This is a genomic window from Winogradskyella sp. J14-2, assembly GCF_001971725.1.
Classification (GTDB): domain Bacteria; phylum Bacteroidota; class Bacteroidia; order Flavobacteriales; family Flavobacteriaceae; genus Winogradskyella.
The window spans coordinates 257,707-275,309 of the sequence record NZ_CP019388.1 but is presented as its reverse complement, the minus strand read 5'-3'; the positions used below and the strand labels follow the sequence as shown (position 1 = coordinate 275,309).

General features: G+C 37.2%; 8 protein-coding genes. 4 read left to right on the top strand and 4 right to left on the bottom strand.

Translation table 11 applies throughout. The features are described from left to right. Window position 1 precedes the first annotated feature (1 nt). From BWZ20_RS01345 to BWZ20_RS01335, 3 genes are read left to right on the top strand one after another with little or no spacing between them, the layout of a single operon-like run. Window positions 2-586 carry a hypothetical protein gene (locus BWZ20_RS01345; protein ID WP_076615233.1) on the top strand — a complete coding sequence of 195 codons (585 nt, stop codon included), beginning with the start codon at window positions 2-4 and terminating at the stop codon, window positions 584-586. Window positions 587-590: 4 nt separating this feature from the next. After that, window positions 591-1,172, top strand: a complete 582-nt coding sequence (locus BWZ20_RS01340) for a tRNA-(ms[2]io[6]A)-hydroxylase (RefSeq protein WP_076615231.1) — start codon at window positions 591-593, stop codon at window positions 1,170-1,172. Window positions 1,173-1,210: 38 nt separating this feature from the next. Further along, window positions 1,211-2,323 carry a T9SS type A sorting domain-containing protein gene (locus BWZ20_RS01335; RefSeq protein ID WP_076615229.1) on the top strand — a complete coding sequence of 371 codons (1,113 nt, stop codon included), beginning with the start codon at window positions 1,211-1,213 and terminating at the stop codon, window positions 2,321-2,323. A 50-nt stretch (window positions 2,324-2,373) separates the two neighbouring features. On the opposite strand, the gene BWZ20_RS01330 is transcribed toward BWZ20_RS01335, so the two are convergent. The 4 genes from BWZ20_RS01330 to BWZ20_RS01315 form a co-directional block, all read right to left on the bottom strand. Next, window positions 2,374-2,907 (bottom strand): porin family protein, encoded by a 534-nt coding sequence (locus BWZ20_RS01330; protein WP_076615226.1) that lies wholly within the window; start codon window positions 2,905-2,907, stop codon window positions 2,374-2,376. A 107-nt stretch (window positions 2,908-3,014) separates the two neighbouring features. Continuing rightward, window positions 3,015-3,920 carry a Ppx/GppA phosphatase family protein gene (locus BWZ20_RS01325; RefSeq protein ID WP_076615224.1) on the bottom strand — a complete coding sequence of 302 codons (906 nt, stop codon included), beginning with the start codon at window positions 3,918-3,920 and terminating at the stop codon, window positions 3,015-3,017. 1 nt (window position 3,921) lies between these two features. After that, entirely contained in the window at window positions 3,922-5,976 is a 2,055-nt protein-coding gene (ppk1, locus tag BWZ20_RS01320; protein ID WP_076615221.1) for a polyphosphate kinase 1, read from the bottom strand. Continuing rightward, window positions 5,963-6,460 carry a SixA phosphatase family protein gene (locus BWZ20_RS01315; protein WP_076615218.1) on the bottom strand — a complete coding sequence of 166 codons (498 nt, stop codon included), beginning with the start codon at window positions 6,458-6,460 and terminating at the stop codon, window positions 5,963-5,965. Before BWZ20_RS01315 ends, ppk1 begins: the two co-directional genes overlap by 14 nt. 332 nt (window positions 6,461-6,792) lie before the next feature. On the opposite strand from BWZ20_RS01315, the gene BWZ20_RS01310 reads away from it, so the two are divergent. Then, window positions 6,793-17,595, top strand: a complete 10,803-nt coding sequence (locus tag BWZ20_RS01310) for a gliding motility-associated C-terminal domain-containing protein (protein WP_076615215.1) — start codon at window positions 6,793-6,795, stop codon at window positions 17,593-17,595. The last annotated feature ends 8 nt before the right edge of the window (window positions 17,596-17,603 follow it).

The following is a 17,603-nucleotide window of genomic DNA, read 5'->3' as shown; positions in this document are numbered from 1 at the left end:
TATGAGAAACTTACTTTTTTTACTTTTAATCGTAACTATTGGATTTGTTAGCTGTGAAGGACGCATAACCAAGAATCAGGCTTTAGTAGAAGATATTGAAGAATTTAAAAAAACGGTATCTGTACAAGTCGATATTCATAAACCTGAGAATTATACAGAACACAAGGTAGACACTACACTCAGCAATGGCTTTAGAGTTAAGATAAAAGCCTATACTGATATGGACAATAGTGTCCTCTTCACTAAAATAAAAGACACTATTAACTATCAAACATATTATCGGAATTTTAAGTTTGATATTTTAGTAGAAAAAAATAATAAAGTCATTTATAACAAAAGTTTCGATAAGCAAAAAGCGAATAAAGCTTTTAAATTTAATCCTAATCTGGTAAAAGGTTCAGAGCTTTATAACTTTGATAAACTTGCCATATTAAACGCTATACAAGTAGATGATGACCCAAGCTATACCAACACAGTAGCAATAGATGTAGTATATGCAATACCTGAAACTGATAAGGTATCCCATCATAAAATATTGATTAACGACAAAGGAAAAGCAAACTTCATTCAAACTGAAAACTATTAAAACTATGTTAGGCCTTAAACTCCCAACAGACCCAAGATGGGTAAACATTGTAGAAAAAAATATTGAAGAAATATTAACTGACCACGCTTATTGTGAGCAGAAAGCCGCTAGTACTGCAATTTCATTGATTGTAGGATTCCCTGAGTATACAGAGCTGGTCCAAGAAATGATTGACTTGGTTGAGGAAGAAATGAGTCATTTTAAAATGGTGCACGACCTTATCTTAGAACGTGGCTGGACACTAGGTAGGGATCGTAAAGATGAGTATGTACTTGCTCTCTTAAAGTTTTTTCCAAAAGGCGGAAGTAGAACCACACAATTGGTTCACAGATTGCTCTATGCAGCTTTAATTGAAGCGCGTAGCTGTGAACGTTTTAGATTACTCTCTGAAGAACTTGAAGATAAAAAGCTAGCTAAATTTTATAGGAAATTAATGATTAGTGAAGCCAACCACTATACCATGTTCTTAAACTTTGCAAGGCAATATGGTGAAAGAAAAGAGGTAGACCAAAAATGGCAGCAACTCCTTGAATATGAAGCAGACATCATGAAAGATTTAAGTAAAAAAGAAACTGTACATGGATAATATTTTATAAATTAGAGTTATAATTAGCTCTAATTTCCATGAAACACATTTACGCTTTAATTAGCTTCTTCACCTTTATCAGTTTTAGTTCTCATGGTCAAACTGATTTAATAGGTACTTGGTATTTAGACTATATAGTTAAAGAAGGTGTAACTTATCCTAATTATTATAATAGCTATACTGTTTTTAATCTCGAATTCACAAACGGTTCAGGTGATTTACCAGGAACTTTAAGTTTTAGTTCTGGTCATGGCTGTAATGCTTCTAATGGTTCGTATTCAGTAGATACTAATCAAATCACAATTAATATTTCTGCTACATTTACAGATGATTGTTATACTGCACCTTATGCTATTTATGAGGAACTTTATTATAATGAATTAAACTGTAATATAGACTGTATTCACACCTATTCAATTACGGGAATGGGTGAAGAACAAATCTTAACCTTAACAAATACAGATGGAAATTCACTAGTGTTTGGCAAACAAGCTCCAACCACTCTACTAGCATCAACATGGTGGCTGCATCATATAGATATTCCCGGAAACCCTATTATTGATATACCAGAAGGTGATTTTCCTAACCTTAATTTCACTAATAATATTGATATGTTTTTAAATCTACCTGAAGCTAATGGTGGAGGTGAATGTGAAGCTCTTTTTGCTAATTATTTTGTTTCATTCAATGGTGCAAATAATATAAGCATTAGCAATTTTGTACAATCATTATCTGGATGTGCTACAGGTACATATGAGTCAACCTATTTTCAAATACTAGGTACTGAAACCACCAACTTCTTCGAATTTGAAATTATAGATAATGGTTCCGCATTAATTCTAACTGATTTGCTTGGCGCAAGATTAATTTTTGGTGATACCACTTTATCCTTAGATGAATATAATGTGAATCAATATGCTATTTCTTTACTACAAAACCCTGTTGAAGACAAGCTTTTGCTTAATATAGACAATCAGCTTTTATCAGAAAACTTACAGTACACCATATACGCCATCGATGGTAAACAAGTAAAGTCATCTATTCTGAATAGTAATTCTATTAATGTTGAAGATGTAGTTTCTGGTGTTTACTTCATTAATTTCGTCATTGGGGATTCTTCAACTAAAAGTCTAAAGTTTATAAAAAAATAAAGGCCTTAACCATAGGTTAAAGCCTTCAAAAATTATTTAAATTTTTCTTTTTAAATCTTTATCCCAAAACCAAATTGCATTACATGGTTTTTAGCTTCTAGATTGGGTAGATTATCTTCATCTAAGATGTTTGTTAATCCATAAGAAAATCTTGCATCAACAAATAACTCATCAGTTATCATATATTCTGCACCAATAACTCCAGAAAAAGCAAATGTTGAAAAACCATCATTGTTTTGCCATGTTTTTAACGCTACTTGTGGTCCTGACATAAAAGACAATCTATCAGAGGTAGACAATTTTAATAAAATTGGCATTTGTATATAATCGGCTCTTAGATCTTCATCTTTTCCACCTTCTGCAGACCACTGCAACTCTGTATGCAAAGCTAACTCTTCAGAAAAGCCGTACTCAACAAAACCTGCAAAGGCAAAGCCATTTCTGTGTTTATTTTCAAAAGTTGCATCTGGATCAAAATCTAGATTAGACACATTTAGTGCACCCCTTACACCATAGCGCACTTCTTGAGCCATACAAATTGTTGTAAGGCCTACTAATAATGAGGCAAGTAAAAATTTTTTCATAATCTTTAATTTGAGACCGCGAATATAAATTAAATTATAAAACTCTTGTAAATGTATAGATTTTAAAAAGAAAAAATTAGTTGAACGGTAATTTTTCGGTATAATTACTATACAACAACGCTAGAAACAGTTTCAAAATAGATACTTTTAATAATACCGTCTGATAAGCCGATCTTTGGTACATATATATCTTTGGCACCACTCCATTTCATAGCTGACAGGTATATGCGCGTTGCCGGAATAATTACATCTGCTCTATCTTGGTTAAGGTTAAGCTCAGTAATACGCTCTTCGTAAGAATAGTTTTGTAGCATTGTGTAGTAATTAGACAAGTAAAAATAGGTTAAAGGTTTGCCTAATGCCTTACCAGAAATTTTAAATATTTTATTAATGTTACCACCAGAACCAATTAAATCTATTTTATCGTACTTTGTGGCGTTTTCTTTGATCCAAAGCTCAAGATCATTCCAAGTTTCTCTGGTAACTATGTCATTTAGAAGTCTTACGGTACCAACTTTAAAAGATTTTGACTTAATTTTATTACCGTTGTGTATTATAGAAAACTCTGTACTACCACCACCTACATCTACATATAGATAGGTTTTATTTTCATCGATATAGCTACTGAGGTCTGTAGCCGCAATAATGGCGGCCTCTTCTTCGCCGTCTATGATATCGATACTAATTCCGCAATTTTTGATGATACTATCAGTTAGCTTGTCACTATTTTCGGCCTCTCTCATTGCTGAAGTGGCACAGGCTTTATATCTAACGACTCCATGAGATTTCATGAGTAGACTAAAGGCCATCATGGTATCTATCATTCGTTGTTGGTTATATTCTGATATTTCACCATTAATAAAAACATCTGCACCAAGCCTAATAGGTACACGGACTAAAGAGTTTTTCTTAAATACCGTAGGTTTTCCTTTTTGTTCTATTATATTTGAAATTAATAGTCTTACTGCATTAGAACCAATATCTATTGCAGCATATTTTTGAATCTTCAGCATATTATCCTTCTAACTTTTTTAAATAATAATTATATGTATCAAACTGCGCTCTTACTTTCTGTTTATCGTTTCTTCGGTAGGTATTGTCTTGTTTTTCATTAATATGTCTAGCCTTTACATTATCATTCCAGCAAATCTCAAACAGATCTTGTAATTCTTGTTTTATGTCTTCATCATAAATTGGACAACTCACTTCTACCCTATGTTCAATATTTCTTGTCATCCAATCTGCAGAAGATATGTACACCGCAGGATTATCATTATTAGAAAATATGTATAGGCGTGTATGTTCTAAAAACTTATCTACTATGCTTATAATCTCAATATTTTCGCTCATGCCTTGGACACCTGGTATTAAACAGCAAAGGCCTCTCACAATCATTTGTATTTTAACACCAGCTCTGCTTGCTTCGTACAGCTTATCAACCATCTTATAGCTACTTATACTGTTCATCTTTAACTTTATATAAGCATTTTTACCATTTTTGGCATTCTCAATTTCTTTATCAATTAGAGAAAATAATTTAGTTTTAGTATAATGAGGTGAAGCTATTATATGTTTGTATCTGTTAACGATGTAATTAACTTCTAAAAAGTTGAATACCTTATTTATGTCTTTTAAGATTTTAGAGTTTGAAGTAAGAAGTGTAAAATCTGTATAAAATTTGGCTGTAGACTCGTTAAAATTACCTGTACTTATAAAACCGTAGCGTTTAAGCTTATGGTCTTCTTCCCGTTCTATTACGCACATTTTACTATGCACTTTTAATCCAGGAACCCCAAATAACATATTAACACCTGCATCTTGCATTTGTTCTGCATAATTAATATTGGCCTCTTCATCAAAACGGGCTCTTAGTTCTATAGAAACTGTAACATACTTTCCGTTTTTGGCAGCATTTATTAGCGAGCTAGCTACATGAGATATTTGAGCCAGCCTGTAAATTGTAATCTTTATGGTTCTTACTTTTGGATCTAGAGCTGCTTCTCGTAAAAACTTAACAACATAAGAGAAGGTGTGATAGGGTGTGTAAACTAAATAATCCTTTTTGGCTACTGAAGTAAATATACTTTCTTGTAAACTCAAACCCTTAACAGGTAATGGTTTTATCCTATCGTATAGCAAATCCGTCCTTCCTAAACTCGGAAAATCCATGTAATCTCTACGGTTATGGTAGCGACCGCCAGGGATAATACTATCTTTGGAGTCTATTTCCATCCGTTCTAGAAGGAAACTCAATGTGTCTTGTGCTATATTTTTATCATGCACAAACCTTACAGGATCACCACTTTGTCGTCCTTTTACACTACGAGATATTTTGTCTATAAAGCTTTTGCTGAGATCGCTATCAAAGTCTAGCTCACCATCTCTAGTAATTTTTATCATATGGGACGAAATAGAGTCATACTTAAAAATATTGAAAATATCATCTAAACAATATCTAATAACATCGTCTACCATTATTATAAAGTTGGCATCACCTCTACTTGGTAAAACAATAAAGCGCTCCATGCTTTTAGAAATTTCAATAAGCGCAAATTGGTCTTTTCCGCCCGAATTAGACATCTTAATGGTTAAGTAGCCTGCACTATCTTTAAGTTCTGGTAGGTCTACATCTTCGTCTAAAATAATTACAACAAGTGCCGGACTGATTTCATGATAGAAATAGTTTTTTATAAATTCATGATGATCTTTTTCTATCTCAGTTTCATTTATAATAAAAATGTTTTCACTCTCAAGCTCTTGCTCAATTTGGTTTAAAATTTCTACACTCTCTCGTTGTTGCTCAATAACCACCTCGGTAATTTCTTCTAGCAACTCGCCTGCTTTAATGCCGCCAAGCTCACTTTTGCCGCCTTTTCCTGCATCATAAATTCGCTTAACAGTTGCATATCTAACTTTAAAAAACTCATCTAAGTTATTAGAAAAAATACCTAAAAACCTCAGACGTTCAATAAGTGGTACGTGCTCGTCTGCAGCTTCCTGCAGTACGCGTGCGTTAAATTGTAACCAGCTTAATTCTCTGTTTATGTATGTGTTTTTATATTTTGTCATGTCTTAATTCCTTAGGGATAATTATAAGTTCAGTGGTTCCTTGTTTTAAATCTTTCCAATTAGAAATGTCAAAATTAATCTTAATTAGACCGCTTGTGGGAAGATTATCTATAAATTTATCACCAAATATATTAGCTATAGACGTAAAAGCATGATTATGCCCAAATAACATAACAGAATTATAATTACTGGATAATCTTTTAATAAAATTTACTACACGTTCACCTCCAAAATCGTATAATTCATCTGTGACACATACGGAATCTTCTGACAAATTAAATACCTCCAAAAATATCTTGCAAGTTGAAAAAGCTCTAACTGCAGAGCTAGAATATATAAAATTAGGTAGCTCATTTAACTTAACAAACTGATTAGCAACTAATTTAGCATCGTTAACTCCTCTAATTTTTAATGGTCTAAGTGCATCTGAAACATCTAATTCCCATGAGGATTTTCCGTGTCTAACAAGTGTGATTGATTTCATAGTATTTCGATAAAAAGCATTTTTTTTCGACAAAATGTTGCATATTTCCGTTTTAACGACTATTTTGGCGCTTTAACTCTAATGTTTGTTTAAAATTTTAGATATAAGTTCTTTTGTTTTGTAAAATTAATGTAAATGACCCCAAATCAAAAATATATTAATCCATTCAAGATTTCATTTGCATTAATAATACTTCCCTCTAATTTTTTGCAATTAACAAAACAAAAAGTGTTGCTTTAAATATTAAGTGATAGATGCTGTCTGTATCAGAAAAGTAAAAAAGTCACATAATAATTAATGCACCAAAGACATATTAAGATATTATGTACAGTATGAGAAACAAATACACTTGTATTTCAGGCTTAAGTATAACTAAATGTATACTATTGGTATTATTAGTTACACTACCAAATGTGTTTTTTGCCCAGCAGTCACCATCTATTCAGACTGGTGTAACATTTCAGTGGGATGACACACAAACCAACAACAGTGATCCTGCTACCATTCAGTCAGTAACTATTGATGGTACAGTATACAACACTTTTGTTGTGCCTTCTAGTTATGAAATGACAAGATTGGGACCCGATGGACACAATCCTAACAATATTAGATTAAATGGTGGCATAGCTTCAGGTAGTAGCAATGCTGGCAATTGGATTGCAAGTGCTACACAGGCATTTCAAAGTAAAAACCTTAATTATTATTTTGAAGCAAATCCTAATGGTAGAAACATCTGCTCAAACTTTAATGCAGCCCTAACGACGGATGCTCAAAAACAAACCATCTTTTACAGTCCGGCAATTCCATCTAATCAAGGCGGTGTACTCGCTGTCACAGAAAGAGGTGCCAATAACTGTTTTTATATTGAAGTTTGGGGGACACCTGCCGGAGGTGGATCTGAACAAAAATTAGGAGAAACCTTTGTAAGAAATACTGGAAATTACACAGGTTGTAATTTTGGCCCACCTTTACCCAACTCAGATTATTGGCAATCTGGACGATGTAATGAAAACGGTCAAACTGTAGGTGTGGCCTTATTTTACCTTAATAATTTAGCACCTACGGGATCTCAAATAACTAAAATTGAATTTGTTGCCGCCACTAGGGATCACGGTGACGGTAAGTTTTTTATTTTACAGAAATATGCGGTTGATCAGACTAAAACAAACTGTATTGATGAAGCGCATAGCGGTGACCTAGATAAACAGAATAATGTTCCAAGTGGTTCAACATATTCATTAGTCTCTGGTCCTTCACCTGCCGGACAATCATTTAATTTAAATTCTAACGGTACTTATACTTATGTACCGACACCTGGTTACACAGGTGATGTTGTTTTTGATTATGAAGTTTGTTTACCAGCACCTAACACTTCTGTATGTGATACTGGTACTGTAACACTATCCTATATTGACCTTCCACCAAACCCAACGTTTAGCATAAGTTGTAGCGCAACAAATGAATTTATTATAACTGTAGATAATCCTATTGGTGCAGAATTTGAGTACTCAATCGATGGTGGTTCAACTTATCAAGATGCACCTATTTTTAGTGACCTAGGCGAAGGGTCTTACGCATTGCTAGTGCGAAACAAATATGTTGGATGTGTTACTTCTTTTACAAACAATCCAATTATTATTGAAAATCTTAATTTATCAGCTCAAATAACTGATGTTGCCTGTAAGTTAGAAGATACAGGTGCTATTGATATAACAGTGTCTGGTGGCACACCTCCTTATACATATTCTTGGAGTAATTCAGCAACTTCAGAAGATATTTCAAATGTTTTTGGTGGTACTTATACTGTAACAGTTACTGATGCAAATGGATGTTCTATTTCTGATAGCTTTACAATTAACCAACCAGCCGAAGAATTATCTTCTACAATAGCAAATACAAATAATATTCTTTGTTTCGGAGAAAATTCTGGATCCATAGATTTAGAAGTTAGTGGCGGTACTACACCTTACAGCTATTTGTGGAATAACGGTGAAATTACGCAAGATTTATCTAATTTAGGTGTTGGAAATTACACAGTTACGATTACCGATGCTAACGGTTGCGAGATTACAAATCAAGCTACCATAACCGAGCCTAGTGCTCAATTGTCAGCAAACATATTTAATGTAATTAATGTAGATTGCAGTGGTGAATCAAGTGGTAGTTTCACTGTTAATACTTCTGGCGGAACAAGTCCTTATCAGTACTCTATCGACAATGGCAATAATTATCAGTCTAGTAATTTATTTGAAAATTTAACCGACGGATCTTACACAGTTTTTATTACTGATGCGAATAACTGTAATACCACAATTACAGCTACAATTGGTGTAAACGATACTGAGAACCCTACGATTTCAGTGCCAAATACAGTAAGTATTCAAGGTTGTACAACTTCGGATATTACTACTGAAAATTCTGTATTTAATTTTAATGATTCTGGCTCTTCGGACATTAAAAGTGCATTTACTAATAACCAAAATTATAATGCTTCTGATGATTTTAATATATCATCTATAACATATATTGATGTTATTACATCAACAAATTGTCCTGTAGTAGTTGAAAGAACATTTACTATAACAGATAACTGTAATAATATTGCGATTGCACAACAAATAATAACTGTAGAAGACTCAACTCCACCAACAATCTCTGTACCTGCTGATATCACTATCGAGTGTACTGACGATGAATCGTCTGCTAATACTGGTGTGGCTACTGGTGCAGATACTTGTGGTACAGTAACTATTACTGAATCTGATGTTGAAACTGCAGCTTGTGGTAATACAAAAACTATTGTTAGAACTTGGACTGTAACCGATGAGTGTGGTAATAGCGTGTCTGCTGATCAAACGATCACGGTGGTTGATACTACTGATCCTACAATCTCTGTACCTGCTGATATCACCATTGAGTGTACTGACGATGCGTCTTCTGCCAATACTGGTGTGGCTACTGGTGCAGATACTTGTAGTACAGTAACCATTACGGAATCAGATGTAGAGACGGCTTCTTGTGGTAATACAAAAACTATTGTTCGTACGTGGACCGTAACCGATGAGTGTGGTAATTCAGTATCTGCTGATCAAACCATTACTGTGGTTGATACTACTCCACCGACTATAGATAATACAAATACAGATAATATCGTAATTCAATGTGGTGTAGCGCCTGATGGTACACTAGAAGCTTGGCTTGCTAATAATGCTGGCGCTACTGCTAATGATACTTGTGGTACTGTTACATGGTCTAATGACTATGGTGCTAATACTGACGTAGATTGTGCTAATGGTGCTATTACGGTAACATTTACTGCTACTGATGAGTGTGGTAACACTGCAAATACTACAGCTACTTATTCTATTATTGATACAGTCGACCCTGTATTAACAATTCCTGCCGATACTTCAGTTGAATGTACTGATGACACATCACCTGCAAGTACTGGTACTGCAACTGCAACTGATGATTGCGCAGTTCCTAATGTAACTTTCAGCGATGTTGAAGTAGCAGCTTGTGGTAACACAAAAACGATAACAAGAACATGGACAGCTACGGATGCTTGTGGTAACAGCGTATCTGCTGACCAAACGATCACAGTGGTTGACACTACGGATCCTACAATCTCTGTACCTGCTGATATTACAATCGAGTGTACTGAAGATGAGTCGTCTGCTAATACTGGTGTGGCTACTGGTGTAGATACTTGTGGTACAGTAACCATTACTGAGTCAGATGCGGAAACTGCAGCTTGTGGTAATACAAAAACTATTGTTAGAACTTGGACTGTAACTGATGAGTGTGGTAACAGCGTGTCTGCTGATCAAACCATTACTGTGGTTGATACTACGGATCCTACAATCAACGTTCCTGCTGATATTACCATTGAGTGTACTGAAGATGAATCGTCTGCCAATACTGGTGTTGCTACTGGTACAGATACTTGTGGTACAATTACTATAACGGAATCAGACGTGGAAACTGCTGCTTGTGGCAATACAAAAACTATTGTTAGAACTTGGACTGTAACTGATGAGTGTGGTAACAGCGTGTCTGCTGACCAAACTATTACTGTGGTTGATACTACGGATCCTACAATCAACGTTCCTGCGGATGTCACTATAGAGTGTACTGAAGATGAGTCTTCTGCTAATACTGGTGTGGCTACTGGTGCAGATACTTGTGGTACAGTAACCATTACGGAATCAGATGTTGAAACTGCAGCTTGTGGTAATACAAAAACTATTGTTCGTACGTGGACCGTAACCGATGAGTGTGGTAATTCAGTATCTGCTGATCAAACCATTACGGTTGTCGATACTACTCCACCGACTATAGATAATACAAATACAGATAATATCGTAATTCAATGTGGTATAACGCCTGATGGTACACTAGAAGCTTGGCTTGCTAATAATGCTGGCGCCACTGCTAATGATACTTGTGGTACTGTTACATGGTCTAATGACTATGGTGCTAATACTGACGTAGATTGTGCTAATGGTGCTATTACGGTAACATTTACTGCTACTGATGAGTGTGGTAACACTGCAAATACTACAGCTACTTATTCTATTATTGATACAGTCGACCCTGTATTAACAATTCCTGCCGATACTTCAGTTGAATGTACTGATGACACATCACCTGCAAGTACTGGTACTGCAACTGCAACTGATGATTGCGCAGTTCCTAATGTAACTTTCAGCGATGTTGAAGTAGCAGCTTGTGGTAACACAAAAACGATAACAAGAACATGGACAGCTACGGATGCTTGTGGTAACAGCGTATCTGCTGACCAAACGATCACAGTGGTTGATACTACAGATCCTACAATCAACGTTCCTGCTGATATCACTATTGAGTGTACTGAAGATGAATCGTCTGCTAATACTGGTGTGGCTACTGGTGCAGATACTTGTGGTACAGTAACTATTACTGAATCTGATGTTGAAACTGCAGCTTGTGGTAATACAAAAACTATTGTTAGAACTTGGACCGTAACCGATGAGTGTGGTAACAGTGTGTCTGCTGATCAAACTATTACTGTGGTTGATACTACGGATCCTACAATCAATGTTCCTGCCGATATTACAATTGAGTGTACTGACGATGCGTCTTCTGCCAATACTGGTGTGGCTACTGGTGCAGATACTTGTGGTACAGTAACGATTACTGAATCTGATGTTGAAACTGCAGCTTGTGGTAATACGAAAACTATTGTTAGAACTTGGACTGTAACCGATGAGTGTGGTAACAGCGTGTCTGCTGATCAAACGATCACTGTTGAGGATACTACTCCACCTACAATCACTGTTCCTGCCGATATTACAATTGAGTGTACTGAAGATGAGTCGTCTGCTAATACTGGTGTGGCTACTGGTGTAGATACTTGTGGTACAGTAACCATTACTGAGTCAGATGTTGAGACTGCAGCTTGTGGTAATACAAAAACTATTGTTCGTACGTGGACCGTAACCGATGAGTGTGGTAACAGCGTGTCTGCTGATCAAACCATCACTGTGGTTGATACTACTGATCCTACAATCAATGTTCCTGCAGATGTCACTATAGAGTGTACTGAAGATGAGTCTTCTGCTAATACTGGTGTGGCTACTGGTGCAGATACTTGTGGTACAGTAACCATTACTGAGTCAGATGTGGAAACTGCAGCTTGTGGTAATACAAAAACTATTGTTCGTACGTGGACCGTAACTGATGAGTGTGGTAACAGTGTGTCTGCTGATCAAACTATTACTGTGGTTGATACTACGGATCCTACAATCAACGTTCCTGCCGATATTACAATTGAGTGTACTGAAGATGAATCGTCTGCTAATACTGGTGTGGCTACTGGTGCAGATACTTGTGGTACAGTAACTATTACTGAATCTGATGTGGAAACTGCAGCTTGTGGCAATACAAAAACTATTGTTAGAACTTGGACTGTAACTGATGAGTGTGGTAACAGCGTGTCTGCTGACCAAACTATTACTGTGGTTGATACTACGGATCCTACAATCAACGTTCCTGCGGATGTCACTATAGAGTGTACTGAAGATGAATCGTCTGCTAATACCGGTGTGGCTACTGGTGCAGATACTTGTGGTACAGTAACTATTACTGAATCTGATGTTGAAACTGCAGCTTGTGGTAATACGAAAACTATTGTTAGAACTTGGACTGTAACTGATGAGTGTGGTAACAGTGTGTCTGCTGATCAAACTATTACTGTGGTTGATACTACGGATCCTACAATCAACGTTCCTGCTGATATCACTATCGAGTGTACTGAAGATGAATCGTCTGCTAATACTGGTGTGGCTACTGGTGCAGATACTTGTGGTACAGTAACTATTACTGAATCTGATGTGGAAACTGCAGCTTGTGGTAATACAAAAACTATTGTTAGAACGTGGACAGTAACCGATGAGTGTGGTAATAGCGTGTCTGCTGATCAAACGATCACAGTTGAGGATACTACTCCACCTACAATCACTGTTCCTGCCGATATTACCATTGAGTGTACTGAAGATGAATCGTCTGCTAATACTGGTGTGGCTACTGGTGCAGATACTTGTGGTACAGTAACCATTACGGAATCTGATGTTGAAACTGCAGCTTGTGGTAATACAAAAACTATTGTTCGTACGTGGACAGTAACCGATGAGTGTGGTAATTCAGTATCTGCTGATCAAACCATTACGGTTGTCGATACTACTCCACCGACTATAGATAATACAAATACAGATAATATCGTAATTCAATGTGGTATAACGCCTGATGGTACACTAGAAGCTTGGCTTGCTAATAATGCTGGCGCCACTGCTAATGATACTTGTGGTACTGTTACATGGTCTAATGACTATGGTGCTAATACTGACGTAGATTGTGCTAATGGTGCTATTACGGTAACATTTACTGCTACTGATGAGTGTGGTAACACTGCAAATACTACAGCTACTTATTCTATTATTGATACAGTCGACCCTGTATTAACAATTCCTGCCGATACTTCAGTTGAATGTACTGATGACACATCACCTGCAAGTACTGGTACTGCAACTGCAACTGATGATTGCGCAGTTCCTAATGTAACTTTCAGCGATGTTGAAGTAGCAGCTTGTGGTAACACAAAAACGATAACAAGAACATGGACAGCTACGGATGCTTGTGGTAACAGCGTGTCTGCTGACCAAACGATCACAGTGGTTGACACTACGGATCCTACAATCTCTGTACCTGCTGATATTACAATCGAGTGTACTGAAGATGAATCGTCTGCTAATACTGGTGTGGCTACTGGTGCAGATACTTGTGGTACAGTAACTATTACTGAATCTGATGTTGAAACTGCAGCTTGTGGTAATACGAAAACTATTGTTAGAACTTGGACTGTAACTGATGAGTGTGGTAACAGTGTGTCTGCTGATCAAACTATTACTGTGGTTGATACTACGGATCCTACAATCAACGTTCCTGCCGATATTACAATTGAGTGTACTGAAGATGAATCGTCTGCTAATACTGGTGTGGCTACTGGTGCAGATACTTGTGGTACAGTAACTATTACTGAATCTGATGTGGAAACTGCAGCTTGTGGCAATACAAAAACTATTGTTAGAACTTGGACTGTAACTGATGAGTGTGGTAACAGCGTGTCTGCTGACCAAACTATTACTGTGGTTGATACTACGGATCCTACAATCAACGTTCCTGCGGATGTCACTATAGAGTGTACTGAAGATGAATCGTCTGCTAATACCGGTGTGGCTACTGGTGCAGATACTTGTGGTACAGTAACTATTACTGAATCTGATGTTGAAACTGCAGCTTGTGGTAATACGAAAACTATTGTTAGAACTTGGACTGTAACTGATGAGTGTGGTAACAGTGTGTCTGCTGATCAAACTATTACTGTGGTTGATACTACGGATCCTACAATCAACGTTCCTGCTGATATCACTATTGAGTGTACTGAAGATGCGTCTTCTGCTAATACTGGTGTGGCTACTGGTGCAGATACTTGTGGTACAGTAACTATTACTGAATCTGATGTGGAAACTGCAGCTTGTGGCAATACAAAAACTATTGTTAGAACGTGGACAGTAACCGATGAGTGTGGTAACAGCGTGTCTGCTGACCAAACTATTACTGTGGTTGATACTACGGATCCTACAATCAACGTTCCTGCGGATGTCACTATAGAGTGTACTGAAGATGCGTCTTCTGCTAATACTGGTGTGGCTACTGGTGCAGATACTTGTGGTACAGTTACCATTACGGAATCAGATGTAGAGACGGCTTCTTGTGGTAATACAAAAACTATTGTTCGTACGTGGACCGTAACCGATGAGTGTGGTAATTCAGTATCTGCTGATCAAACCATTACTGTGGTTGATACTACTCCACCGACTATAGATAATACAAATACAGATAATATCGTAATTCAATGTGGTGTAGCGCCTGATGGTACACTAGAAGCTTGGCTTGCTAATAATGCTGGCGCCACTGCTAATGATACTTGTGGTACTGTTACATGGTCTAATGACTATGGTGCTAATACTGACGTAGATTGTGCTAATGGTGCTATTACGGTAACATTTACTGCTACTGATGAGTGTGGTAACACTGCAAATACTACAGCTACTTATTCTATTATTGATACAGTCGACCCTGTATTAACAATTCCTGCCGATACTTCAGTTGAATGTACTGATGACACATCACCTGCAAGTACTGGTACTGCAACTGCAACTGATGATTGCGCAGTTCCTAATGTAACTTTCAGCGATGTTGAAGTAGCAGCTTGTGGTAACACAAAAACGATAACAAGAACATGGACAGCTACGGATGCTTGTGGTAACAGCGTATCTGCTGACCAAACGATCACAGTGGTTGACACTACGGATCCTACAATCTCTGTACCTGCTGATATTACAATCGAGTGTACTGAAGATGAATCGTCTGCTAATACTGGTGTGGCTACTGGTGCAGATACTTGTGGTACAGTAACTATTACTGAATCTGATGTTGAAACTGCAGCTTGTGGTAATACGAAAACTATTGTTAGAACTTGGACTGTAACTGATGAGTGTGGTAACAGTGTGTCTGCTGATCAAACTATTACTGTGGTTGATACTACGGATCCTACAATCAACGTTCCTGCCGATATTACAATTGAGTGTACTGAAGATGAATCGTCTGCTAATACTGGTGTGGCTACTGGTGCAGATACTTGTGGTACAGTAACTATTACTGAATCTGATGTGGAAACTGCAGCTTGTGGCAATACAAAAACTATTGTTAGAACGTGGACAGTAACCGATGAGTGTGGTAACAGCGTGTCTGCTGATCAAACGATCACGGTGGTTGATACTACTCCACCGACATTTAACGAAGCGCTTCCTGCAGATGTAACTGTGGAGTGTGATGCGGTTCCAACAGCTGAAACCTTAACTGCTAATGATAACTGTGGTAATGCTACGGTAACTTTTGCAGAAACAACTACGGCTGGTACTTGTGATAACGATTATACATTAACACGCACTTGGACGGCTTCTGATGCGTGTGGTAATGAAACTGTTCATACACAAACGATAACAGTTCAGGATACAACTCCACCAACGTTTAATGAAGCACTGCCTGCAGATGTAACGGTGGAGTGTGACGCGGTTCCTACAGCTGAAACCTTAACTGCTAATGATAACTGTGGTAATGCTACGGTAACTTTTGCAGAAACAACTACGGCTGGTACTTGTGATAACGACTATACGTTAACGCGCACTTGGACGGCTTCTGATGCGTGTGGCAGTGAAACTGTGCATACACAAACGATAACAGTTCAGGATACTACGGCACCAACGTTTAATGAAGCACTGCCTGCAGATGTAACGTTTGAGTGTGACGCGGTTCCTACAGCTGAAACCTTAACTGCTAATGATAACTGTGGCGATGCTACGGTAACTCTTGAAGAAACGACTACGGCTGGTACTTGTGATAACGACTATACGTTAACGCGCACTTGGACGGCTTCTGATGCGTGTGGCAATGAAACTGTTCATACACAAACGATAACAGTTCAGGATACTACGGCACCAACGTTTAATGAAGCACTGCCTGCAGATGTAACTGTGGAGTGTGATGCGGTTCCTACAGCTGAAACCTTAACAGCAAATGACAACTGTGGTGATGCTACGGTAACTTTTGAAGAGGAAATTACCAGTGGAGCTTGTATGGGTGATTATATTATTGAGCGTACGTGGACTGCTGCAGATGCTTGTGGAAATGATACCATCCACATTCAAATTATAACAGTACAGGATACTGCAGCACCTACTATGGTTAATTCATTTGATGAGAATATTATAGTTTCATGTGATGCTATTCCTGAAGTGCCGAATTTAGTCTTTGAAGATGCTTGTTCAAATAATATTAGTGTTTCCTTTAATGAAAGTTCTACACAGACTAACGACTTTGAAGATTATTTTATCATTAGAACATGGACTGTCACTGATGATTGTGGTAATGTTGCAGAGTTCACGCAAAACATTACTGTAGAAATTAGCAATGTTATTGATGCCTTTGATGCAAGTCGATGCTTACTAGATGCTGAGTTTGATTTATTCGATTTACTATCTGGTGACTTTAGCATGGACGGTACTTGGAGTGTTGTGTCTGGTGATGCCACTATAGATGGAAGTTTATTCGATCCATCTTCTGTAGACGTTGGTGAATACACATTTATGTATGCTATTACCGAAGGACCTTGTCCAACAGAAGTAGAAGTTATTGTAACGGTTGACGATGACTGTGTCGTTTTACCTTGCGGTGCTGAAGATGTTGTTATATCCAAAACTGTGACGGCAAATGGTGATAGTTATAATGAATTCTTTACCATAACTGGTGTAGAAGACTGTGGATTTGTAATTGAATTACAGATATTCAATCGTTGGGGTGCAGAGATTTACAAAAACAATAATTACCAAAACGACTGGAATGGCGATGCTCATGGCTCGTCTGTAGGAAGCTCAGGAAAAGTCCCAACCGGAACTTACTATTACGTTATTAATTTAAGAAATAGTGGATTAAAACCTTTTGCAGGTCCAATCTACGTAGCAACTGATAAATAAACTTAACC